The following is a 23,608-nucleotide window of genomic DNA, read 5'->3' on the forward strand; positions in this document are numbered from 1 at the left end:
AAGACTATACGCTTAACTTGATGATAAGTAAGTCTAAATGAATTGAACAAACGTTAAGAAAAACTAAACGTCTGTTCAGGAGGGGCATTTGGACCTATTTTAAGCTAATTACCTGTGAGAGCCACGCAGATCGGCAACGGCCTGACGTAGTGTTTCACAAGATGCATCGGCCGGCGAAATTGGCTCACCCGCTTCGATCTCTAGCTTTGTCCAGAAACGAGTTGGTAATCCTTTGCATGCTCGACCTTTGTAGCGACTGAAGTAGCTGCCCCATAATCCTTTGAGAGCCATTGGAATGACTGGTACGGGAGAGCGTCGGATAATCAGCTCCATACCACGCATGAATTCCGCAACCTCGCCATCTGAGGTGAGTTTACCTTCCGGGAAGATACACACGATATGAGCTTCATGTAGTGCTTGTTCAACCTCGTTGAAAGCGTTGCGAATCGAGCGGCGGTTGGTGGAGGAGATAGGAATCACTCCAGCTCTTTTCAAGAAGCGTCTTAATGGTGGAAGCTTGGCATAGTCTTCTTCCATGACAAAACGAATCAGGCGAGGGCATACCGCGCTGAGCAGCAGTGCATCCATATAGCTGACGTGGTTACAAACAATCAACGCTCCACCATTCTCAGGCAGGTTGTGCAGATTCTTGTGCTTAACACGGTACATGGTGTGAGTGACGACCCAAGTGAAGAAGCGGAAAGCGTAAATGGGTACCTGATAGAACAGGTAAAGCATCACGAAGGTGTTCAACAGCGCCAGCAGCATAAATAGCTGTGGGATGGATAGCTCTAGCACGCTTAAGCATACGATGCCCATCACAGCGCTGCCCACCATGAACAGGGAGTTGTAGATATTTAGCCCTGCAATCACTTGAGCACGCTCGTCTGGTTTTGCGCGTAGCTGCATCAGTGAATAAAGTGGAACAATAAAGATACCACCAGAGATGCCAAGCAGCAGTAGATAAGCAAACAGCGGCCATAGCTCTGAATAAATCACAAATTGCTGGAAAGAGCCAAACTCGGGCAAAGAATCAGGGATGGATGTTGCCATCAGCAAGCCAAAAATTGAAATTCCTAAACTGCCCATTGGCACGATGCCAATCTCAATTCGGTGATTGGAAAGCTTGTCACAGGCTAGAGAGCCAATGGCAATGCCGATAGAGAATAGAGCCAGCAAAAAGGCAACCGAACTCTCAGTGCCATTCAAATGCAGTTTAGTGAAGTTCGGGAACTGGGTTAAGTAGGTCGCGCCAAGGAACCAAAACCAACTGATAGACATTAAAGCCTGGAACGTTGGTCGGTCTTTTTTTGCAATCGCGAGTGTTGCTTTGGTTAGCTTGATTGGTTGCCATTTCACTTTAAGATCTGGCGCATTGCTTGGTGCTTCGGGAATAAAGCAGCTTGATACATAGCCAAGTACAGCAAATGACACAATACAAATTGCTGCAACCAGCTTCGCGCTCTCTTCCGATGCAATAATACCAGCACCCAAAGTACCAATTAGAATGGCTAGAAATGTACCTGTCTCAACTAATGCGTTACCTGAAACGAGTTCTTTTGTTTCTAGTTGCTGAGGGAGTAAGGCGTATTTTACTGGTCCAAAGAAGGCACTCTGCGTTCCCATTAGAAACAGAAGTAGAAGTAATATCCCGTAGCTTTCGTAGATAAAGCCAATCGCCCCCAGCGACATGATCAGCACTTCAAGCAGCTTCACTTTACGGATAAACCAAGATTTTTCGTATTTGTCAGCCAGTACGCCAGCCAAAGCAGAGAACAGGAAGAAGGGCAGAATAAATAAGCCAGCCGCCAAGTTTATGAATAGGTTGCTGGAGATAGGTAGTGTGTCTACGCTTGCGAAAGCAACAAACAGCAACAGAACATTTTTGAAGATGTTGTCGTTAAAGGCTCCCAGAAACTGGGTAATAAAATAGGGTAGGAACCTTTTTTGCGTTAACAGCGAAGATTGGCTGCTGTTGTTCATTGTCTTTCCTTGAATGCTTACCAGTTGGTTAAGTAGTTTGAGACTAGGTTATTAATCAACTCTTTACCATCGATAGGCTCAGATGCGAAAAACTTATCGTCAACACTCAGCAGTGTAATTCCGTGCACGCCAGACCATAATACACGGCTCGCTTTAACGACTTCGCTTTCGGTGTGCTCAGGTGCAATTGCGATTAACAATTGCTCTAGCATGCCAGTCATCTTATCGATACGGTTGGATTGCCATTCAGGTAGGTTTTCACCGTTCATGTTGTGCTCAAAGATAAGCTGCCAACGGTGTGGGTGCTTTTGCGCAAAATCGTGGTAGCAGTATGCAAGATTAAATAATGCTTGTTGCGCATTGCTTGATTGTTCAACGGCAGTTGCAGATTCAGCCGCGAGTTCATCTAGTGTTTTGGCTACGACATGAAGAAGCAAAAGGTTGTAGTTACCGAATACATTTACCAGGGTACTTGGTACATAACCAATCATGTTCGCGATTTTTCGTAGGCTCAACTCGTGATACGAGTGCTGCTCTAAAAAGTCTGTCACTGTATTTAAAGTCAGCTGGATCAATTGTTCTCGAGTGTGGTCGTTTCTGCGTGCCATGAGTAGTTTCTAGTAAATGAACATCGTTCAATATTTTAATGCTGCCCCTGAGTGCCGTCAATCCTTTCGCTAGTTTAGTAATCAACTAATCGCCGCAATATTATGAAACATGTGTAAACACAGTGAATATTTCATTGTGCTTTGTTAACGAGTATGATTAAGGTGTCGAAAGATAAAGAAACCTATAAAGGATAATAATGAAACGATTTTTCTCACTAGTCGCGATTCTGATGGTATCAGTCGCGGTGACACCAATCGCGGAAGCGAAAAAGTTTGGTGGTGGTAAGTCTTTTGGTAAGAGTTTCAAAACGGCTCCTGCACCCAAACAGCAACAACAGAACACGAATTCAATCCGACAAGATCAAGCCGGTAAGAACACAGCGGCTAACTCTAGCAAGAAAGGCCTAATGGGCGGTCTGCTAGGCGGTTTACTTGCAGGTGGTCTACTAGCAGCATTCTTCGGTGGCGCATTTGAAGGTATCCAGTTCATGGATATTCTGATTATGGGTTTGATTGCTTTCCTAGCGTTTAAGTTCCTACGTGGCATGCTTGGTGCGAAGCAGGGTTCTATGAATCAGCAGAATGCACGTGGCCAACAGCCAGCATTCGGCGGTATGGGACAAAATAAGTTTGAACAACCAACGCAACAGCCAAATGTTCATAACTTCGAGCAAGCACAACCTCAATCACAAGGCACTGCTGGTGGCTTTGGTTTTGGTGCGCAAAGCGATGTTCCACATAACTACCCACCGGGTTTTGATCAAGCGGCATTCATCAACGGCTCTCGTGAGCACTACCGTACACTGCAAGGTGCATGGAACCACAACGAGCTAAGCACGATTGAAGAGTACGTGTCTCCAAGCCTTTTCGAAGACCTAAAAGCTGAGCGTAGCAAGCTAGACGGCGATCAGCACACAGACGTAATGTACGTTGATGCTGAAATCGTTCGTGCAGACCATGACGGCAGCAAAGCACAGCTAAGCCTACAGTTTAGCGGTCGCTACCGTGATTCTACGGAAGGTATCGAAGAAGACATCACTGATATCTGGCACTTAGAGCGTGATCTAACAACCGACAACGCACCTTGGTTGATTGTTGGTATTCAAGGTTAATCTCTGGCATGGCTAACAGAAGACGTTAGCAAACCAGTACTTTGATTAATGAAAGCCCCTGCAGAGAAATCTGTAGGGGCTTTTTTGTGTCTGGTCGTTTGAGTCTGCAAGTGTCTAGAAGAGTTCTAGTTAGGGAAGGATTGGGAATAAGGTGGGCTAACCTCAATGCAAGTTACTCACTTTTAATATTTCTAATTAGTTACGTAACTAAATGAAACCGAGGAGTTAGTTGATATGACGAGGTTTTTTGAACCCATATTAGAGCCTGATCTTTCATAGCAGCAGAAACAAAAAATAGTGGATGATTGCGAAGAACCGGTTTCTAAAAACTGCTTAGGCTGCGCAGCTTATTTGGTTTGTAAGCGTCATAAAGAAGTTTGGAGTGATTGATTCATCGGTAGACTCAAGGGTATCAACTACCTTGCTATAAGATCAGTATTGCAGTGTTCTAATGTTTAGAAGCGAAGTTACGTTGAGAGATATGGAACGGCAGAAACGAAAAAAGCCAACTCAATGAGTTGGCTTTTCGATTTTCCAATTAAGGAGAATATGGTGGAGGGAGACGGATTCGAACCATCGAAGGCAGTGCCGGCAGATTTACAGTCTGCTCCCTTTGGCCACTCGGGAACCCCTCCAGGGTGTGTCTTACTTTTCACAAAGTAAGCCTAAATTGATGTTTTCCCATAAGCCCATCAACTAGGTTGTTCTCTTAACTCTTAGGTAGAGGTAAGAAGAATATGGTGGAGGGAGACGGATTCGAACCATCGAAGGCAGTGCCGGCAGATTTACAGTCTGCTCCCTTTGGCCACTCGGGAACCCCTCCAGGGTGTGTCTTACTTTTCACAAAGTAAGCCTAAATTGATGTTTTCCCATAAGCCCATCAACTAGGTTGTTCTCTTAACTCTTAGGTAGAGGTAAGAAGAATATGGTGGAGGGAGACGGATTCGAACCATCGAAGGCAGTGCCGGCAGATTTACAGTCTGCTCCCTTTGGCCACTCGGGAACCCCTCCAGGGTGTGTCTTACTTTTCACAAAGTAAGCCTAAATTGATGTTTTCCCATAAGCCCATCAACTAGGTTGTTCTCTTAACTCTTAGGAAGAGGAAAGAAGAATATGGTGGAGGGAGACGGATTCGAACCATCGAAGGCAGTGCCGGCAGATTTACAGTCTGCTCCCTTTGGCCACTCGGGAACCCCTCCAGGGTGTGTCTTACTTTTCACAAAGTAAGCCTAAATTGATGTTTTCCCATAAGCCCATCAACTAGGTTGTTCTCTTAACTCTTAGGTAGAGGTAAGAAGAATATGGTGGAGGGAGACGGATTCGAACCATCGAAGGCAGTGCCGGCAGATTTACAGTCTGCTCCCTTTGGCCACTCGGGAACCCCTCCAGGGTGTGTCTTACTTTTCACAAAGTAAGCCTAAATTGATGTTTTCCCATAAGCCCATCAATCAGGTTGTTCTCTTAACTCTTAGGTAGAGGTAAGAAGAATATGGTGGAGGGAGACGGATTCGAACCATCGAAGGCAGTGCCGGCAGATTTACAGTCTGCTCCCTTTGGCCACTCGGGAACCCCTCCAGGGTGTGTCTTACTTTTCACAAAGTAAGCCTAAATTGATGTTTTCCCATAAGCCCATCAACTAGGTTGCTCTCTTAACTCTTAGGAAGAGGTAAGAAGAAATATGGTGGAGGGAGACGGATTCGAACCATCGAAGGCAGTGCCGGCAGATTTACAGTCTGCTCCCTTTGGCCACTCGGGAACCCCTCCAGGGTGTTTTTCCTAACTCATAATGGATAGGCTAAAGAGATGTTTTTCCCAACGCATCTCTCAAGTGCGGAGCGCATCATAGCAAACACGTTAAACCTGTAAAGGGTTTTTCTTATGGTTTTGTGTTAAATGCTGCCTTTTTGGGCAAAGGTGGCGAAAAGTACGCATATTGCTCGTGAAGTGAACATCTGTACTAAGGTTTACGTACTGGTGGGTAACGCCTTGAGGTTATTGGCTTTCTGTCTTGCTGTTGTTTTGGCTAAACCACCACGAAACGTAAACGAAATTTAATCTAGATTTACACTTCTTGACGTTACAGCATCCATCAGTTGATAGAATACGGTTAATTTCATTTATAGAGAATAATACCAATCGTAGTAAGTAACTTGTCGTTCTAGCTTATTAAAATGCTCGACAGCTGCGTTAGGATGTTTGATTGTAGGATAACTACTTATCGAAGCTACCCTGTTGAAAAGAGCAGCCTTGTTTTCAAGCCTTTTTCCTACGCTATTGCTAACCACTTACTCACTGTGATTGCTACAAAACTTACTTGCAGACCATAATTATGAAAAATAAATCTGTTATAACCCTGCTGAGCTTGTCTATTCTTATGGCGTCTCCAGCCGTACTTGCAAAGCGCATGGGCCCGAGCACTGTCACTGTTGTTACTGAGCAGGTGGATATTCACCAAGTTAGCCAATCCCTTTCTCTAGTTGGAAAGCTAGAAGCTGAGCAATCGGTGATGATCACTTCTGAGGTGGCTGGGCGCGTTGACTCTATCAACATTAAAGCGAATCAAGATGTGACTAAAGGCCAGATGTTGGTTCAGTTAGATGACGATAAGGCAAAAGCTGCAGTTGCAGAAGCGCAAGCGTATCTAAAAGACGAGAAACGTAAACTAGCGGAATTTCAACGCTTGGTGAAACGTAACGCGATAACGCAAACCGAAATTGACGCGCAGAAAACCAATGTAGAGATCGCCAATGCTCGTTTGGCGGCAGCAAATGCCAACCTAAAAGATCTTCACATTAGCGCACCATTCTCAGGCACAGTCGGCTTTATCGATTTTAGCCGCGGCAAAATGGTGACAGCGGGTACTGAACTGGTAACTCTAGATGACCTTTCAGTCATGCAGTTAGACCTTCAGATCCCTGAACGTTACCTTTCTATGCTATCAAAAGGCATGAAAGTGACGGCTCGAACCAGTGCATGGGGAGATACCGAATTTACAGGTTCAGTGGTTGGCATTGATTCTCGTATCAACGCAGAGACATTAAACCTTCGAGTTCGAATCAATTTCGATAACAACAATGATTACCTAAAGCCGGGCATGTTGGTGTCGGCAGCGATGGACTTCCCACCAGTTGAAGCACCAATCATTCCAGTTCAAGCCCTTGAGTACTCAGGTACTAAACGTTTTGTTTATGTGGTTGGTGAAGATAACAAGGCAACGCGAACGGAAGTCTTCCTTGGTGCTCGTATCGACAACGAAGTTGTGATTGAAAAGGGTATCGAAATTGGCCAGAAAATTGTCGTTCAGGGCATCGTGAACATGCGTGATGGTGTTCAAGTTCACGAACTTGCTATAAACCGACCGGCTGACTCAGCAACCGAGAAAACAGCACAAGAAGGCGCTAACTAATGTTGTTATCTGACGTTTCAGTAAAGAGACCAGTAGCGGCTGTCGTATTGAGTTTGCTATTGGTTGTGTTTGGTATTGTCTCTTTTAGTAAGCTTGCCGTTCGTGAGATGCCTGATATCGAAAGCCCTGTGGTATCGATCAGCACACGCTACGAAGGCGCATCAGCGACCATCATAGAGAGCCAAATAACCTCCAATCTTGAAGACCAATTATCCGGTATCAGTGGTATTGATGAGATCGAGTCCACCACTCGTAACGGTATGTCGCGTATTACGATTACCTTTGAATTGGGTTATGACCTAAATACTGGTGTTAGTGATGTTCGTGACGCCGTGGCTCGTGCACAGCGATCTTTGCCTGACGAAGCTGACGACCCGATTGTTTACAAGAACAACGGTAGCGGTGAGGCTTCGGTATACATCAACCTAAGCTCTACTGAGATGGACCGAACGCAGTTAACCGATTACACAGAGCGTGTGTTGATTGACCGCTTTAGTTTGATCTCCGGCGTAAGTTCGGTGGATATCTCGGGTGGCTTGTACAAAGTAATGTACGTGAAGCTAAAGCCTGCGGAAATGGCAGGGCGTGGGGTTACTACATCTGATATTACGTCTGCATTGAACAATGAGAATATCGAGAGCCCAGGCGGTGAAGTTCGTAATGACGCGATCGTGATGTCCGTTCGTACCGCTCGTTCATACACAGAAGCGGAAGATTTTGAATACCTAGTGGTCAAGCGCGCTTCTGACAACACGCCGATTTATCTTAAAGATGTCGCTGATGTTTACATTGGTGCAGAGAACGAAAACTCGACCTTTAAGAGTGATGGCGTTGTTAACGTCAGTATGGGTATCGTGCCTCAGTCAGATGCCAACCCACTTGAGGTTGCTGACTTAGTACACAAAGAAGTGGAAGCGATTCAGAAGTTCTTGCCAGATGGTACGCGTTTGGCTGTCGATTATGACTCGACCGTGTTCATCGATCGTTCTATTTCAGAGGTTTATAGCACACTCTTTATCACGGGTGGCTTGGTTATCCTGGTGCTGTACATCTTTATCGGTCAAGCTCGTGCCACGCTTATCCCTGCGGTAACGGTACCTGTATCTTTGATCTCGTCGTTTATTGCGGCTTACTACTTCGGTTTCTCTATCAACCTGATTACTTTGATGGCACTGATTCTGTCGATTGGCTTGGTAGTTGATGATGCAATCGTGGTGGTTGAGAATATTTTCCACCATATCGAACGTGGTGAGTCACCACTGCTTGCGGCTTATAAAGGAACACGAGAGGTTGGCTTCGCGGTAATTGCAACGACGCTTGTATTGGTGATGGTATTCTTACCAATCTCGTTCATGGACGGCATGGTTGGTCTTCTGTTTACCGAGTTCTCTGTATTGCTTGCTATGTCGGTGATCTTCTCGTCGCTAGTCGCATTGACACTAACGCCAGTGCTAGGCAGTAAGATCCTAAAAGCGAACGTGAAACCAAACCGCTTTAACCTGTTTGTAGAACGTGTATTTGGCAAATTAGAGTCTGGATACCGCTCGGTATTACGCCGCGCGTTAAATTGGCGTTGGGCTGCTCCTATCATCATTATCGCATGTTTAGGTGGTAGCTATGGTTTGATGCAACAAGTGCCTGCGCAGCTGACTCCGCAAGAAGACCGTGGTGTTATTTTTGCGTTTGTTCGTGGTGCTGATGCAACCAGTTACAACCGAATGTCTGCCAACATGGACATTGTTGAAGAACGTCTAATGCCATTGCTTGGTCAAGGCTTCTTGAAGTCATTCAGTATTCAATCACCAGCATTCGGTGGTAATGCCGGTGACCAAACGGGCTTCGTTATCATGATCCTCGAAGATTGGGACGAGCGTGATGTAACCGCGCAAGAAGCGCTGAATGAAGTTCGTAAGTCACTAGCCGGTATCCCTGATGTACGTGTGTTCCCGTTTATGCCAGGTTTCCGAGGTGGGTCGAGTGAGCCAGTACAATTCGTACTTGGTGGCTCAGATTACTCTGAATTGCAAAAGTGGGCGGAAATCTTAAAGCAAGCCGCTGAAGATTCGCCGATGATGGAAGGCGCAGATATTGATTACTCTGAGAAAACGCCTGAGCTACTGATTACTGTAGACAAGCAGCGTGCAGCAGAGCTGGGTGTGAGTGTTTCTGACATCTCCGACACCCTAGAAATCATGCTAGGCGGTCGTAGTGAGACAACCTTTGTGGAACGTGGTGAAGAGTACGATGTTTATCTGCGAGGTGATGAAAACAGCTTCAACAATGCCAATGACTTGAGCCAAATCTATATGCGAACTCAGTCTGGTGAGTTGGTGACGTTAGATACTTTGACTCACATTGAAGAAGTCGCATCGTCGATTCGTTTGTCGCACTACAACAAGCAGAAGTCGATAACGATTAAAGCTAACCTGATGGAAGGTTACACGTTAGGTGAAGCTCTGGATTTCCTTGATGAACAAGCGATTGAACAACTACCGGGTGATATTTCGGTAAGCTATTCGGGCGAGTCTAAAGACTTCAAAGAGAACCAATCGAGCATCTTAGTGGTGTTTGCATTAGCGATGTTGGTGGCGTACTTGGTACTGGCGGCGCAGTTCGAGAGCTTCATTAACCCGCTAGTGGTAATGTTCACTGTACCTATGGGTATCTTTGGTGGCTTCTTAGGATTGGTAGTGATGAGTCAGGGGCTCAACGTTTACAGCCAGATTGGTATGATCATGTTGATCGGTATGGTAACCAAAAACGGTATCTTGATCGTTGAGTTTGCTAACCAACTGCGTGACCGTGGTATTGAGTTTGAAAAAGCTATCATTGATGCTTCTGCTCGACGCTTACGACCAATCATGATGACGGCATTTACCACGCTAGCAGGTGCTATCCCATTGATTACCTCAACAGGTGCGGGTTATGAAAGCCGTGTGGCAGTAGGTACGGTTATCTTCTTCGGTATGGGGTTTGCGACCTTGGTGACTCTGTTTGTAATCCCTGCGATGTATCGATTGATTTCTGGTACAACTCGTTCACCTGGTCACGTCGAAGCGGTGCTAAACAAAGAGCTAAGCCATGACAATATAGGTAGAACTAGCCACGGTTAATGTAGTGGTATAGATTAGTAATTGATGAAAGCTCGACAACTTACTCGTTGTCGGGCTTTTTATTTTGTTTGCGAATGGTGCCAGAAAAGAGTCAGACTCTATTGCTCGCTCAGGTATTGAATGGTTTCGAGCAGTTCTTCCATAGAGCGGTGGCCTCTTAGTTTCACCATATAGCGCCCATTAATAATAAAGCTCGGAATGCTGCTAATCGACGCTTGTTCGGTCTTAGATACAGCGTCTTCCACAAATTTAGCCCATTGCTGTTGTTGGGCTTGAGTCATGTCTTCTTGTTTCACAAGGTTGTGTTCTTTGAAAAAAGCGTCGATATCCGTTTCTTGCAGCGGTTTTTTAGTTTGAACCAGCGAGAATAATTCACTCAAAAGTGCATGAGACATATCCGGCTTTTGAGCCAACACGGTGTAGTAAATACCTGCAGCTTGTAAGGTCGAGTCGTTAAAAATCACGTGAGTACGATGCAATTTCAGTTCACCAGAGCCTTCTTTATCTTTGAGTAACTCTGTCATCTGCCAACAAGGCATGCAGGTCAATGAAAAGAATTTGTCTACTTGATACTCGGTTGAATAAGGCTTTTCCAAAAGCGTGTATTGTTTTCCCTCTGATGGAGATGCAAAAGCTGTAGCGCTTATAATAAGAGAAACTAATAGGATAAATACGTTTTTTAATCGTTTCATGGGAATTCCGGTTTATCTATGAATGTTTTGAAAAGCCTGCGTTTGCTCCTAGCGCAGTGCGGGCTTTTTTTGTATAACAATATCTGCTCAATACATTAAAAAATGAAAATTATTAAGGGACACTAAAGTGGCTGAATTTAAATACAAAGATCTTTCTCAAGAAGAACAAGACAAGCTGGATGCAGCAACCTTTCGTCGCCTATTAGCACACTTAGACAACAACAAAGATGTTCAGAATATTGATCTGATGATCTTGGCTGGCTTCTGTCGTAACTGCTTCAGTAAGTGGTACAAAGCCGAAGCTGAACAACAAGGTTTAGACCTTGATATTGATGACGCTCGTGAGCGTGTTTATGGCATGACTTACGATGAGTGGAAACAAAACCACCAACCAAAAGCAACACCAGAGCAACTGGCTGCTTTTGAAGCGAAGCAGAAGCCAGAATAGTCTTAGTTTGTCGTTAACCAAAGACACACAAAAAGAGCCCATTAAGGGTAATACCGATCAGTTAAGAAATTTGTGAGATCATTTGACCGATCCTCAAAAGGCTTCAGAATCCGATATTAGGAAACTAATATCGGATTTTTTTATGTCTTTAGAAAGCCAACTTGCCAATACTTTTCAGTCGTGTAATACCTTCCACCACTTTGAAAAATACTCTGAAATTCTTAGTCCAGAGCTTATCCAGCAAGGTTTTGAGCAAGCTGGCGTCGCAACCGTTAGAAGAAGACGGTTACCTTTGGAGGCCGTACTTTGGTCCGTTGTTGGAATGAGTCTCTTTCGTCAACAATCTGTTTGGGATATTGCTAACCAACTCGATATTGTCCTGCCAGACAGACAACGCTTTGTTGCCCCAAGTGCTGTTGTTCAAGCGAGACAGAGATTAGGCGAAGAAGGCGTTAAACAAGTCTTTAAGAAGATGGCTACGCATGGCTATCACTCGTCTAATTTCGAAACTTGGTGTGGACTAAACCTTCTATCCGTCGATGGTGTCGTTTGGAGAACGACAGATACACCTGAAAATCATCAAGAGTTTAAAGCACAGAGCAATCAATCATCGGAGAATATTTACCCTAAGGTACGTATGGTTTGCTTGATGGAGCTTACAAGTCATCAACTAATCGATAGTACATTCTCTGACTATCGCACCAGCGAAATGCGCCTTGCAGAAGAACTCATCGAACAAACCCCCGATCATTCGCTGACTATTTTTGACAAAGGATACTACTCTCTAGGGCTACTTAATCGCTGGAATAAGGTAGGCAAAGAAAGGCATTGGATGCTTCCTGTGAGAAAAGACTTCCAGTATGAAGTCGTTCATAAATACAGTCAGAGTGACGCTATCGTTGATATAAAAACGACACCTCAGGCAAGAAAGAAGTTCAGTGATCTCCCTGAGACAATAGAAGCAAGGTTAGTGTCGAAAATCATCAAAGGGAAGACATATCAGGTACTTACATCAATGCGTGATGGGTTACGCTTTCCTGGTGAAGACATCGTAGAGCTTTATCGCTATCGTTGGGAAATCGAATTAGGCTATCGGGAAATGAAGCAAACCTTGCTTGATAGTGAGTATACATTACGAAGTAAGCGCCCAGATATGGTCAAGCAGGAGCTCTGGGGGATTTTGCTCGCCTATAACCTTATAAGACAAGTTATGACAAAGGCTGCGATTAAATTAGATAGCGTCTGGCCAAATCAATTAAGCTTTACGAGTAGTGCTATGGCTGTGACTCAATACTTCGCGGCTTTACCTTTAACGAGTCCTGGAAAACTTCCTAAACATTATGAAGTCTTACTCAAGCAAATATCCATGTTTACCCTGCCACCTCGAAGAGAAGATAGAAGTTACCCTCGTTGGGTGAAACTGAAACCCCAAAAATATGCAACGAACAGGAAAAATGCCAGTCAGCTTAACTGACTGGCATTACCCATTAAGGGCTCTTTTTATTTTGGACGCTTGTGCTTTGCTTGGTGCTTAAACTAATTCACCCGTTTGAGAGAAAGCTTCTAACTTCGCAGCGTAAGGCTGAAGGTCACCAATGTTGTTGCTCACCCACTCGTCATTGAAGTAAGTGTCTAGGTAACGTTCGCCGCTATCACAAAGTAGAGTCACGATAGAGCCTTTCTCACTACGCGCTTTCATTTCACTTGCCAGTTGAAGCACACCGTACATGTTGGTACCCGTAGATGCGCCAACCTTACGGCCTAGAATGTCAGACAACCAATGTGTCGTTGCAATACTTGCCGCGTCTGGGATCTTACGCATTTCGTCAACCACACCTGGAATGAAGCTTGGTTCTGCACGAGGGCGACCAATGCCTTCAATTTTGCTGAATGTGCTGCCTTTTACTTCTGTATTGCCTGTTTTGTAATACTCGTGGAAAACTGAGTTTTCAGGGTCGACAACGCAAAGTTTAGTTTCATGCTGTTGATAACGAATGAAACGACCAATCGTTGCTGAAGTACCACCAGTACCCGGGCTCATTACAACCCAAGTTGGAACCGGGTGATCTTCCATCTGCATTTGATTGAAAATTGAGTTTGCGATGTTGTTGTTACCACGCCAGTCGGTTGCGCGCTCAGCGTAAGTAAATTGGTCCATGTAATGACCATTGAGTTCCGCTGCTAAACGACGTGACTCATCATAGATTTGGTCAGAGCGGTCAACTAGGTGTGCTTGGCCGCCGTAAAACTCAATCTGCTCGATCTTTTTCTTCGCTGTGCACTTTGGCATTACTGCGATAAATGGAAGGCCAAGTAGGCGAGCGAAGTAAGCTTCAGACACCGCTGTGCTGCCAGATGAAGACTCAATGATCGTAGTTTCTGGGCCAACCCAACCGTTACAGATAGCGTATAAGAATAGAGAACGCGCCAAACGGTGCTTCAAAGAGCCTGTTGGGTGTGTACTTTCATCTTTAAGGTAGATATCAATGCCTTCAATGCTTGGAAGGTCTAGTTTGATAAGGTGCGTATCCGCAGAGCGTTGGTAGTCCGCTTCAATTTTACGAATCGCGTTGTTAATCCATTGATGGTCAGTGCACATAAGCGTTCTCCTGATCGAGTGTAGGAATTTTTTGTATTTGGTATGGTTTTAATTTAGCTAGATCCGGAGAGAAAAACTTTGCCATATTTGCTTTATTTTGACTAAAATGTAGAAAATTATTCTATTTAAAAGCGATTTGGTGAAAGTGTGATAGATGCCGTAGATAAAAAAATATTAGCGTTATTACAAGAAGACAGTACCCTGTCATTGAACGACATTTCTGAAGCCGTCAACCTCACCACAACGCCTTGCTGGAAGCGCTTAAAGCGTTTGGAAGAGAATGGCATCATTGAAAAAAGAGTGGCATTGCTGAACCCTGAAAAGTTAGATCTTTCTTTTACCGCGTTCGTATTGGTGAAAACCAGCGATCATTCTCATGAGTGGTATGGTCGTTTTGTGAATACTGTGTCGGAATTCCCAGAAGTCATGGAGTTCTACCGCATGGCGGGCGAGTACGATTATATGATGAAGGTGCAGGTTAAAGACATGAAGTGCTTTGATGAGTTCTATAAGCGCTTAGTTAACAGTGTGGATGGTATATCAAACGTTACTTCTACGTTTGCGATGGAACCATTAAAGTACACCACCGCGCTACCGCTATAACCAATTTAAAGATAGTGTTTTGAGTTTAGATATCGCCTCTGCGATGAAGAAAAGGATTATTCATGTTTGCAAAAGTTTCTACTGCTATTCAGCTCGTGTTAGCTATCGCCATTTTTTACCTTGGCTACACCATCTATTCATTCACCAATAAAGTCGGTGAAATTGTCGATACCTATCCTCAGGTTATTGAGGATCTTTCTGTGCTCACTAAAGAACTAAAAGTCGAAGAGTTTCTGATACTGGCAGAGCACGTCGATGAATTGGCACCACAGATGTTGAATACCGTCGAAGATGTAAGAAAGACGGTGGAGAAGGTAAACAAAACGGTCGCATCGGTCGACAGTAAAATCCCAGCTATCCTAGACGAAGTGAAAAATGTTCGAGTTGAAGTCGGGCAGGTGAGAACCGATGTGATTCCGCCAACGCTGACCGAACTTAAGCGCTACCGTGTTGATGTGATGCCACCAATGCTTGCCGAAAGTAAGTCTTACCGAGAACAAACGATTCCTGTGGTGATTGCCGAGTCTGAGATGCTGAGAGCCGAAGTCCCTGCGATCTTGGTGCAAGCTAACTTGTTGGCTGACAAGAGTAAGGAACTTGCTCAAAGTGCGGCAGAAGGTGCGGTAAAAGGCGTGGTGTTATCGCCATTTAACTTATTGCGCGATGCGGGTGATGGTATCAAAACGCGAGTACAAGGTGAGTCTAAGCCGGTTGAGCAAGGGAACTAAACACAGTTTCGTTGAACTGCCATTGTGATTAAAAAGAGAAGAGGCTAGGTGCGATACCTAGCCTCTTTTCGTTTAAGGCGTTTGCTTGCAGACGCTCAGAACTATTTGATGGCTATTTAGTAAAGCGCATCACACCTTCTTGAACGGCTGTCGCGACTAAATCGCCTCTCTGGTTATAGATCTCACCGCGCACTAGGCCGCGAGTGTTGGCCGCTGTTGGGCTTTCAATCGCGTAGAGCAGCCATTCATCCATCTTGAATGGACGGTGGAACCAGATTGAGTGGTCTATCGTCGCCACTTGGAAGTTTGGCGTCATTAGAGAGACTTCGTGTGGATGAAGCGCAGTGACTAAGAAGCCCCAATCTGAAGCGTAGGCAAGCAGGTATTGGTGAATCAAGTGGTTGTCTGGCATCGCGCCATTTGCTCTAACCCAAAGGTACTGTTTCGCTTCCGTCTTCTTTGGTTTGAGTGGGTTAACCACCGTTACAGGGCGCATCTCAATTGGCTTTTCACCACAGAAGGTTTTACGCAACTTCTCCGGTAAGAACTCCGCAATATGGCTTGCAAGTTCAGTTTCAGATGCAAAGTTTTCCGGCCCTGGAATATCAGGCATCGGATTTTGGTGTTCAAAGCCCGGTGCGTCACCGTGGTAAGAAGCCGTCAGATAGAAAATAGGGCGGCCATTTTGAATCGCTTTAACACGGCGGGTACTGAAGCTGCGCCCATCTCTGAGGTTTTCCACATCGTAAATAATCGGCTTTTCAGAGTCGCCTGGGAATAGAAAATAACTGTGGAACGAGTGAACACTGCGGTCGTCTTCAACGGTATAACGAGCAGCAGAAAGCGCTTGCCCTAAGACCTGACCGCCATAAACTTGTGGGAGACCGAGGTTTTCACTTTGCCCACGGAATAAACCTTCTTCCAGCTTCTCTAGCTGAAGTAAACTGAGTAATTCTTTTAAAGGTTGACTCATCGTCAGCATTCCTCTTCGTAAAATGAGTGTCAGATTATGGTGTTAATCAATTAGCTTAGTCATATATCTGTCAATAAATCATAGGTTTTCAAGACAGAATATGAAAGCCCTCTTATAATTAGTCTGGAGATTTGCCGAGTTCGGCAAACATGTTGAGAGAAATTGAATATGAAAAAGGCTCTAATTCTTCTAATGTCTTTAGTATCGTTTGGCATGTTAGTCGGTTGCCAAACAACATCTGAAACGAACGCTTCTCAGGAAGTGGTTGCAGAGAATACTCAAGTGATTTCAGGAACAGTTAGCTACCGCGAAAGAATGGCATTACCAGAGAATGCATTGGTTACTGTAACGCTAGAAGATATTTCATTAGCGGATGCTCCATCAACGGTTATCGCGACTCAAGAGTTCACAACCGATGGTAAGCAAGTACCGTTTGCGTTCGAATTAAGCTTTGACGACAACAAGATTCAGCCTAACCACCGTTACAACATGCGTGCAACGATCCATGTTGACGGTAAACTACGTTTCACAACAGATACTATCAAGTCTGTGATTACAGATGTAGAAAACACACAACACGCTGACCTACGCTTGGTCGGTGTTCGCTAATTAGAAATGGATGCCACTGTTAAGGCATCTTGATTGGTTTAATCTAGCCAGTTGAATAGGCGAATGATGGCAGCTCTAGGGCTGCCATTTGTATATTCTGAGTTTAATTTTTCCTGCGTCACTCACTTCAATCCCTTCTTCCACCAAATGCTTCTTTTGGCGTTCAAACGAGTCGCCTTTCAAGGAAATCTCGCCTTTACTGTTGATCACTCGATACCAAGGGAGTTTGCTACCTTCAGGTAACTTACCCAATGCTTTTCCCACATGGCGTGCATAGCCCGGAAAACCCGAGAAACGTGCTATGTCTCCATAAGTTGTTACTTTTCCATATGGAATTTGGTGAATCACAGCAAAGATTTGGGCTAAAAATTGGTCCATACTAAATGTTCCTAGTTCATAAATACCACGGATCGGTAGAAGGAGAGAGCTATGGTCTTTTCAACGTTTCAATTTCTAATTACAACATTATTAGCCGTTGTTTGTGCGAGAGCAATCAGTTTAAGTGAGGGAGATATCCCAGTACTGGCGATGGTGATTCCTGCGTTATGGATCTTACCGCAGGGTGGTATCGCAGGTTTAGCTCTACTTGCTGCCATGACGACTTATGGCTTAACCCTTCCTCTACAGCCAATCACACTCTCTGTTAGCGCGTGGGTGTTGTTCCCATTGTTAATGGTGGTTTTCTCAAGACGCAGTAGTTTGTCGGTAGTGATTATTTCGGGTTTGATCGTGACTACTTTGCAGGTTGGGATTATGGTCACGCAATCAGCAGGTAAGCTTGATGGCACGCCATGGGTGACTCTATTACAAGTCTTGTCCATCATGGTGATTTGGTGGGCTGCTAATCATCTCAAACCAGCGAGTCGACACAGCTGGTGGTCATTGGGGTTAATCTTGCCTCTTTGGATAGCCGATTTACCTTACGCAGCGCTTGTGGCTTTATGTGTGACGGGCATTATGGCGTCAATCGAAGCGATGACGAAGCTGAAAACCTTCCGCTGGAATAAGTTGCTGTGTTGGACGCTACCAACCGCAGGCTTCGCAGCACTGGTGATTACACCGAGCATTGAAGTACCAAGCCCTGTATTTGTAGTCTGGCTATGTTTGTTAGGAACGGCATGGATGACAGACTACATCATTCGCACTGAAGATAACGAAGACATCGATATCTAGTGCCAATTCAATCTAGATGATGTTGTGTGAGAACTTCAAATCGTAGGTAAATGGTGAATTTACCTACGATTTACTTGTGGTTTGAATAAAGGATAAGCACTTAGACCACAATTGCTCAAAAAGAAAGGGGAAGGGCTTGCAATGGCTGCCGGGATGCTTAATAATCCAATCACTCTTTGAGGCAAGCCTCTTAGAAAACGAATCTATGGGGGCCTGGTCCTCCCGCAACAATAGCTCGTGAACTCGGTCAGGTCCGGAAGGAAGCAGCCGCAGCGTGTGACTTGTGTGCCGGGATGTGGCTGGGTTCCCACCCTTTATGAAGCCTGCAATATATGTTCGCATAAATTGCAGGCTTTCTTCATTTCTGCATCATAAGTCTTCATATTTGCACCATAAGTCTTCATAGTCTATTTTTTGTTGTAGGTTTACAACAAAAGTGATTTGCTATGTTCGACCAAACCAAGAAATCATCTCATGTACACAACATCTGTAAGTTCATGAGCTTGAAGAATGATGCTGTTGTTCGCACTCTCTCCATTTTGGAGTTCGATTTCTGCTTTCACCTCGAATATAACGCAAACGTTAAAAGTTTTACCTCTCAACCTTTTGGCTTCCACTATCAATTCAATAATCGTAAGTGCCGATATACCCCAGATTTTTTAGTAACAAATCACAACGAGCAGTCAACCCTCTTCGAAGTAAAACACTCTAGTCAGATTCTCAAACCTGATTTCAGGAATAGATTTGAAGAGAAACAAAGAGTTGCGTTGAATGAGTTCAACAGACGCTTAGTTTTGGTTACTGAGAAACAAATTAGAATGGGACCGACGTTAGATAACTTTAAGTTACTGCATCGTTATTCCGGATTGCGAACTGTGACTGAGTTTCAAAAGTTAGTGTTAGCGTTTATTCAACGTAAACAAATGGTGCAGCTACAAGAGGTGTCTTTGTATTTCGGATTATCGGAACAGGACACACTTATCTCGGGCTTGTTGCAAAAATTGAAGATGTTTCTGAGGTGCCTAATTTAGCACCTCTTTTCATGCGTAGATTCCGAAGATATTGAAGAGTTCATTGAGGAAGGCGGATCTCTCCTGCACCCTCAGCTTCGGCTCATCACGGCGTAACCAAAAATCAAACTGGCCTTTATTCAACATCCTTATCCCCTCAAAACCTTGAATCGTTGACCAAGCCCGCTTTCGAACCTTGAAGCCACCGGTAGCTTCGATAAGCTTTTTGATGGGAGCGTGGTCAGATTCAATGCCATTGTTGAGATATTTCACTTGCCGATGTTCTACATCTTGCCGTAAGCGGCCTTCACTCTTGAGACGATCAATGGCGTTCCCATAAGACGAATGTTTATCAGTATTCAATGCGTAGGGATGAAAGGAGGTTTTATAGCGACGTAGGCAGCGTTTAATAAATTGATAAGCGGCCTCTTTATTACGCTTATGAGAGAAGAAAAAATCCACCGCTTCTCCACGTTTATTGATGGCTCGATAGAGGTAATGCCATTTGCCTTTCACCCTGACGTAGGTTTCATCAAGCTGCCAGGAAGAATCGATGCGAGTGAATTGATAACGGCGTAACTTCTTATGTAGGATAGTCCCATAGTGGATAAACCAACGATATATCTTGGAGCGATTCACGAATACACCGCGTTCGGCCAGCATATCACTGAGGTTTGCGTAGCTCATCGCGGTAGTGCCATACCACCGCACACACCATAAGATCAGTTCAGGGGTGAAATGTCGCCATTTGAATTCAGACTTGGCCATAACGTATTGCTCAGTGATGAATCATTGTTAAAGTCTGGCGGGTTGTGAGGTTTTTGCAACAAGCCCTATAAAACAAGCATTAGCCCTAGAAACGTTACTTTCTAATGAAGCACTTGAGGGAGTTCACCTTGTCTGCGATTTCAAAATTCATGAGTTAGACAGTGAAATGTTGAACAAGCTAGAAGTGAGTAATTTAGAATCTATAAGCTTTTGTGATGATAAGGTTATCTACCCCATAGCGTCACAATCGAGAGGTGACTAAGTTGTGACGATAAAGGTTTTAACTAATTTCTTCGAATAGAAAGTTCACACAATTCCATCAGGTATGTTTTGTAATTCGTCCGCGGTGGTGTCTATCAAATTTTGCATGCAAAATTTGGAGGGGAGGGTGAGTAAAATTAGTTTGGGGCAAGACCATGATATGTTCTCCTTTAAGGTTTCCATCCAAACAACGATTGCTTGAAGCTCTTCGAGGCTGAACTCTCCATCAAGTGTTACTGTTGAATTACCTTTCTCAATTCAACGTAAGGGTTAAGATATTTAATCTCTTCTTCATTAACATTGGAAAAGGATTTTTTAAAATATCTAGTGCATTGTTTTTATGCATAATTTCCTCCGGTAATTAGGCTAACGACAAAGTCACTTAGTAGTTAAGGTACGACAGAATCGCTTGGTGATCACACTTCACAGGTTGAATTTTTACCCGTGGTATTTTCTAGCTCGAAAATGCTCCAAAGTCACTTAGATAAAATGCTCAACACCCTTTAGTGGGCGTGCGTTTTCCGTATAAAACCTAATATCAAGCTCATGGATACTTTACTTACCAGCTTTGCTTTCTTTTCTGTATAAATACAGTTTATTAATTTTTTGTGGGTTATTATAAATTAATCGAAATTCGAGCAGGTAGAAAAAAGAGACTGCCTGTTATTAAAAATGTTAGGGTTTTATGTCAATCTCTGAGGAGAGTTAAGTTGTTATATATTTTTGGTGGCTTACCAGGTACTGGGAAGTCAGAGCTGTCTAAATATTTGTCAGAGATTACTGGTGCAATGTATTTGCGTATTGACACTATTGAACAAGCTTTAAAGAATAATGGTATTAGTAATATTCATGATGAAGGATATAAAGTAGCCGCTTCAATCGCTTCGGAAAATTTAAAACTTGGACAATCAGTTGTTGCTGATTCAACCAACCCCGTAAATGAGTCACGGGAGTTATGGAGAAATGCAGCAACTAGCTCAAGCTCCCAATTTATTGAAATTGAGATTACCTGCTCAGATTTACTCGAACATAAACAACGAATAGAAACTAGAGCTTCAGATATACAAGAGTTGAAACTTCCAACATGGGAGAGTGTTGTTGAGCGTGACTACGATCAATGGATGACTAAAAGGGTTGTTATTGATACCGCTGGTAGAAGTTTAGATCAAAGTAGATATGATTTAATTAATGCTCTTGGGTTTTCAGTGCCAACAAAAACCTAACAAACGTCTAAGGTTTCAACATACTTTTCCTCATCTGACAGAAATGCTGTAGAGCACCAGTTCTAACGCGTTTCTGTCCAAAAGTGTGTTTCATATATGCTCACTATGCTGTGATCACCAAGCGATTCTGTCGTACCTTAATTATTAAGTTCTACTCATAGCGAATTGTAGCTGTTCTTAGCGTTGTGTAACTTTCTTACATTTAACTTTAGTGTTTTCGTTGAAACTTATAGAAAAGACATCTTATGGTTTTAAATTTGGACGTGTTATGGTTTTGGTTTTCATGTAAGTTATTGAAATTTAATTGATTGGTTGGACGCCTTATGGTTACAGCGACATTTAAAAAAGCCGCTCTTAATGAACTGACCCCCAATAGTGGACACCAATTATTGGGGGTCTTTTTATGTCCAAATATAACCGAGAGCTAAAATGTATCATTGCTAAGCAATACTTAGATGGCACATCATCTCTCTACTTAGCAAAACAATATTCAATCCCTTCAAGACAGATACGGTATTGGGCTCAAGTCTTTGCCATCCATGGTGCTAACTCATTTTTATCAACTAAGCATGCTGCTACTGCTCAGGAAAAACGAAAAGCGTTGAATTTAATGTGGACGAATGATTGGTCGCTCACGCACACTAGCGCAGTATTAAACCTCTCATCCCCTGGGATACTCTCTGTCTGGCTCAAAAGATTTAATGAGCTCGGTATCAAAGGGCTCAAAATGCGCCAGAAAGGAAGACCCTCAATGAAACAGCACCCTCAACGTACAACTAAGCCTGGTGATGAAATGACACTTGAGGAGCTAAAAGAGGAGTTGGTCTACTTACGAACCGAGAATGCCGTTCTAAAAAAGTTGGAAGAGTTGGAGCAGGAAAAAAACCGTCGAACAAAGAAAAAGCGATGATAGCTCTAACTCTTAAAGGCAAGTACCCGTTAAAACACTTACTGCATACTCTACAGCTGGCAAAAAGTGTCTTTTATTATCAGGCTCAAACAAGCAAGCGCCCAAATAGCTACGAACGTGAGCTGCGGTTGATAAAGTCAATTTATCATGAACATAAGGGGCGATACGGCTACCGCCGTATTCACTTGGAACTAAAAAATCGGGGATTCGTGCTTAATCACAAAACGGTTCAAAGGCTTATGGCTCAGCTCAACCTTAAATCGACGGTCAGGATTAAAAAGTATCGTTCATATCGAGGAGAGTCTGGAACAGCAGCTCCTAACGTACTTGAAAGAGATTTTAGTGCGACTCAACCCGATGAAAAATGGGTAACTGATGTCACGGAGTTCAGAGTCAAAGAGCAGAAAGTCTACTTGTCTCCCGTTGTCGACTTGTTTACTCAGGAAGTGGTTGCTTATAGAGTGGCCAAAAATGCCTGCTTGCCGCTTGTCACGGATATGCTAACGGAGGCTATATCAACGCTTAAACCCAACTCAAAGCCAATTATACATAGCGACCAAGGTTGGCAATATCGTCATCGACAGTATCAGAAAAAGGTAGCGGAGAGTGGTTTAACGCAAAGCATGTCGAGAAAAGGTAACTGCTTAGATAATGCGGTTGCTGAAAACTTTTTTGCTTTACTCAAAACAGAGATGTATCACAACCAAAGCTTTGAGGATGCAGATGCTCTGATAGAGCAAATTAAAGAATACATCGAGTACTACAATACCAAACGTATAAAAGTGAAACTAAAAGGCCTGACTCCGGATAGAATATCGAACTCAGGCCTTGAAAGCCGCTTAACAGAAATGTCCAACTTTACGGGGGCACTTCATAACGAGCGGCTTTTTGCTATCTGAAGCTTTCCAAATGTCTTGTCCAACACGCTTCAATCTCTTAATTCGCAGGCAACACCACTGCCGACGTTTCTTCCTCAGAATCTTCCTTACCTTCGACTTGTTCAGCAACCCAATCAATTGTCTTGGTTAAATAAAGTTTATTGGTTTCGGTATCACACCAACGCTTTGATAGACCTCTGCGGTTAAATTCGCTGCCAATAGCTGCCAGTGTTTGATTACTCGGCCTTCCGTAATACAAGGTGTCGCACAGTTGTAGGTTCGACATCGACTGCGGGTATGAATTTACGGACGAAGAGTTCATGCTTAACGCTTTCGACTGGTTATGAGTGCAGCCTGATAGGCTTAAGAAGAACAGAAGTGCTACGGTTTTTTTCATTATATCTCTCTAAGGGCAGCTTATGGTGGGTGAGAATTATTGGCATGATTCAGCCATTCATTTGTCAATTTTTCGCCAAGTACCAGCGTAGCACGACCTCGCTCGCAATTAGAA

At 43.8% G+C, this 23,608-nt stretch carries 20 protein-coding genes, 7 tRNA genes, 1 other RNA gene and 2 pseudogenes; 15 read left to right on the forward strand and 15 right to left on the reverse strand.

Annotated elements, in window-relative coordinates; translation table 11 throughout:
- Window positions 1-108: 108 nt before the first annotated feature.
- The gene (locus OCV52_RS04585; RefSeq protein ID WP_137407331.1) at window positions 109-1,983 is read right to left on the reverse strand and encodes an MFS transporter; all 1,875 of its coding nucleotides are present in this window, start codon (window positions 1,981-1,983) and stop codon (window positions 109-111) included.
- A 17-nt stretch (window positions 1,984-2,000) separates the two neighbouring features.
- Window positions 2,001-2,591 (reverse strand): TetR/AcrR family transcriptional regulator, encoded by a 591-nt coding sequence (locus OCV52_RS04590; protein ID WP_004739945.1) that lies wholly within the window; start codon window positions 2,589-2,591, stop codon window positions 2,001-2,003.
- Window positions 2,592-2,788: 197 nt separating this feature from the next.
- On the opposite strand from OCV52_RS04590, the gene OCV52_RS04595 reads away from it, so the two are divergent.
- Window positions 2,789-3,703 carry a Tim44 domain-containing protein gene (locus OCV52_RS04595; RefSeq protein ID WP_137407332.1) on the forward strand — a complete coding sequence of 305 codons (915 nt, stop codon included), beginning with the start codon at window positions 2,789-2,791 and terminating at the stop codon, window positions 3,701-3,703.
- A 550-nt stretch (window positions 3,704-4,253) separates the two neighbouring features.
- Here the strand turns inward: OCV52_RS04595 and OCV52_RS04600 are convergent.
- From OCV52_RS04600 to OCV52_RS04630, 7 genes are all read right to left on the reverse strand, one after another.
- Window positions 4,254-4,338: transfer RNA gene (locus tag OCV52_RS04600), tRNA-Tyr, on the reverse strand.
- Window positions 4,339-4,441: 103 nt separating this feature from the next.
- Window positions 4,442-4,526 (reverse strand) — tRNA-Tyr (locus OCV52_RS04605).
- A gap of 103 nt (window positions 4,527-4,629) precedes the next feature.
- Window positions 4,630-4,714, reverse strand: a tRNA-Tyr gene (locus OCV52_RS04610).
- A 103-nt stretch (window positions 4,715-4,817) separates the two neighbouring features.
- Window positions 4,818-4,902: transfer RNA gene (locus OCV52_RS04615), tRNA-Tyr, on the reverse strand.
- Between the two features lie 103 nt (window positions 4,903-5,005).
- Window positions 5,006-5,090, reverse strand: a tRNA-Tyr gene (locus OCV52_RS04620).
- 103 nt (window positions 5,091-5,193) lie between these two features.
- Window positions 5,194-5,278: transfer RNA gene (locus OCV52_RS04625), tRNA-Tyr, on the reverse strand.
- 104 nt (window positions 5,279-5,382) lie between these two features.
- Window positions 5,383-5,467: transfer RNA gene (locus OCV52_RS04630), tRNA-Tyr, on the reverse strand.
- A gap of 129 nt (window positions 5,468-5,596) precedes the next feature.
- Between OCV52_RS04630 and OCV52_RS04635 the strand changes: the two genes are divergently transcribed.
- The 3 genes from OCV52_RS04635 to vexH all read left to right on the forward strand — a co-directional run bounded on the left by OCV52_RS04635 (window position 5,597) and on the right by vexH (window position 10,222).
- Window positions 5,597-5,758, forward strand: a complete 162-nt coding sequence (locus OCV52_RS04635; protein WP_170222437.1) for a hypothetical protein — start codon at window positions 5,597-5,599, stop codon at window positions 5,756-5,758.
- 274 nt (window positions 5,759-6,032) lie between these two features.
- Entirely contained in the window at window positions 6,033-7,109 is a 1,077-nt protein-coding gene (locus OCV52_RS04640; protein ID WP_137407333.1) for an efflux RND transporter periplasmic adaptor subunit, read from the forward strand.
- On the forward strand, window positions 7,109-10,222 hold the full coding sequence (vexH, locus tag OCV52_RS04645) for a vibriobactin export RND transporter permease subunit VexH (RefSeq protein WP_137407334.1): 3,114 nt from the start codon (window positions 7,109-7,111) through the stop codon (window positions 10,220-10,222). Before OCV52_RS04640 ends, vexH begins: the two co-directional genes overlap by 1 nt.
- A 98-nt stretch (window positions 10,223-10,320) precedes the next feature.
- Here vexH and OCV52_RS04650 read toward each other — a convergent pair whose 3' ends face one another.
- Complete coding sequence (locus OCV52_RS04650) at window positions 10,321-10,914, reverse strand: thioredoxin domain-containing protein (RefSeq protein WP_137407335.1); 594 nt, start codon at window positions 10,912-10,914, stop codon at window positions 10,321-10,323.
- Window positions 10,915-11,041: 127 nt separating this feature from the next.
- Here OCV52_RS04650 and OCV52_RS04655 point away from each other — a divergent pair, with 127 nt between their 5' ends.
- Window positions 11,042-11,362: a DUF1244 domain-containing protein gene (locus tag OCV52_RS04655; RefSeq protein WP_004736423.1), complete on the forward strand. Its 321-nt coding sequence runs from the start codon at window positions 11,042-11,044 to the stop codon at window positions 11,360-11,362.
- Between the two features lie 142 nt (window positions 11,363-11,504).
- A complete protein-coding gene (locus tag OCV52_RS04660) occupies window positions 11,505-12,836 on the forward strand; it encodes an IS4 family transposase (RefSeq protein ID WP_137409199.1) in 1,332 nt (443 codons plus the stop codon).
- Between the two features lie 57 nt (window positions 12,837-12,893).
- Here the strand turns inward: OCV52_RS04660 and OCV52_RS04665 are convergent, their stop codons facing one another.
- On the reverse strand, window positions 12,894-13,961 hold the full coding sequence (locus OCV52_RS04665) for a PLP-dependent cysteine synthase family protein (RefSeq protein ID WP_137407020.1): 1,068 nt from the start codon (window positions 13,959-13,961) through the stop codon (window positions 12,894-12,896).
- Between the two features lie 147 nt (window positions 13,962-14,108).
- Between OCV52_RS04665 and OCV52_RS04670 the strand changes: the two genes are divergently transcribed.
- Together OCV52_RS04670 and OCV52_RS04675 are read left to right on the forward strand one after the other, a co-directional pair.
- Window positions 14,109-14,564 (forward strand): Lrp/AsnC family transcriptional regulator, encoded by a 456-nt coding sequence (locus tag OCV52_RS04670; protein ID WP_004739953.1) that lies wholly within the window; start codon window positions 14,109-14,111, stop codon window positions 14,562-14,564.
- 62 nt (window positions 14,565-14,626) lie between these two features.
- Entirely contained in the window at window positions 14,627-15,292 is a 666-nt protein-coding gene (locus tag OCV52_RS04675; protein WP_137407019.1) for a hypothetical protein, read from the forward strand.
- A gap of 112 nt (window positions 15,293-15,404) precedes the next feature.
- Here OCV52_RS04675 and tesB read toward each other — a convergent pair whose 3' ends face one another.
- A complete protein-coding gene (gene tesB / locus OCV52_RS04680; protein ID WP_105024560.1) occupies window positions 15,405-16,265 on the reverse strand; it encodes an acyl-CoA thioesterase II in 861 nt (286 codons plus the stop codon).
- Window positions 16,266-16,433: 168 nt separating this feature from the next.
- Here tesB and OCV52_RS04685 point away from each other — a divergent pair, with 168 nt between their 5' ends.
- The gene (locus OCV52_RS04685) at window positions 16,434-16,874 is read left to right on the forward strand and encodes a YbaY family lipoprotein (RefSeq protein WP_137407018.1); all 441 of its coding nucleotides are present in this window, start codon (window positions 16,434-16,436) and stop codon (window positions 16,872-16,874) included.
- A gap of 75 nt (window positions 16,875-16,949) precedes the next feature.
- Here OCV52_RS04685 and OCV52_RS04690 read toward each other — a convergent pair whose 3' ends face one another.
- Entirely contained in the window at window positions 16,950-17,252 is a 303-nt protein-coding gene (locus OCV52_RS04690) for an MGMT family protein (protein WP_004739957.1), read from the reverse strand.
- 51 nt (window positions 17,253-17,303) lie between these two features.
- Here OCV52_RS04690 and OCV52_RS04695 point away from each other — a divergent pair, with 51 nt between their 5' ends.
- From OCV52_RS04695 to OCV52_RS04705, 3 genes and pseudogenes are all read left to right on the forward strand, one after another.
- Window positions 17,304-18,047, forward strand: a complete 744-nt coding sequence (locus OCV52_RS04695) for a VP0952 family biofilm-associated protein (protein ID WP_137407017.1) — start codon at window positions 17,304-17,306, stop codon at window positions 18,045-18,047.
- A 211-nt stretch (window positions 18,048-18,258) separates the two neighbouring features.
- Window positions 18,259-18,355: signal recognition particle sRNA small type (ffs, locus tag OCV52_RS04700), an RNA gene on the forward strand.
- Between the two features lie 138 nt (window positions 18,356-18,493).
- Window positions 18,494-19,039 (forward strand): annotated as a pseudogene (locus OCV52_RS04705) (Tn7 transposase TnsA N-terminal domain-containing protein); the annotation flags it as partial.
- A gap of 48 nt (window positions 19,040-19,087) precedes the next feature.
- On the opposite strand, the gene OCV52_RS04710 reads toward OCV52_RS04705, so the two are convergent.
- On the reverse strand, window positions 19,088-19,825 hold the full coding sequence (locus tag OCV52_RS04710; protein ID WP_137407015.1) for an IS6 family transposase: 738 nt from the start codon (window positions 19,823-19,825) through the stop codon (window positions 19,088-19,090).
- A gap of 971 nt (window positions 19,826-20,796) precedes the next feature.
- Here OCV52_RS04710 and OCV52_RS04715 point away from each other — a divergent pair.
- The 3 genes and pseudogenes from OCV52_RS04715 (at window position 20,797) to OCV52_RS04725 (ending at window position 23,062) form a co-directional block, all read left to right on the forward strand.
- Window positions 20,797-21,309, forward strand: coding sequence for an AAA family ATPase (locus OCV52_RS04715; protein ID WP_137407014.1), 513 nt, complete (start codon window positions 20,797-20,799; stop codon window positions 21,307-21,309).
- Window positions 21,310-21,712: 403 nt separating this feature from the next.
- A complete protein-coding gene (locus OCV52_RS04720) occupies window positions 21,713-22,219 on the forward strand; it encodes a helix-turn-helix domain-containing protein (protein ID WP_137407013.1) in 507 nt (168 codons plus the stop codon).
- Window positions 22,216-23,062: pseudogene (locus tag OCV52_RS04725) on the forward strand (IS3 family transposase). Before OCV52_RS04720 ends, OCV52_RS04725 begins: the two are co-directional and overlap by 4 nt.
- A 93-nt stretch (window positions 23,063-23,155) precedes the next feature.
- Here OCV52_RS04725 and OCV52_RS04730 read toward each other — a convergent pair.
- The gene (locus tag OCV52_RS04730) at window positions 23,156-23,494 is read right to left on the reverse strand and encodes a hypothetical protein (RefSeq protein WP_137407011.1); all 339 of its coding nucleotides are present in this window, start codon (window positions 23,492-23,494) and stop codon (window positions 23,156-23,158) included.
- Window positions 23,495-23,608: the final 114 nt, after the last annotated feature.

Origin of the sequence: Vibrio chagasii, assembly GCF_024347355.1 — a bacterium.
GTDB classification, from domain to species: domain Bacteria; phylum Pseudomonadota; class Gammaproteobacteria; order Enterobacterales; family Vibrionaceae; genus Vibrio; species Vibrio chagasii.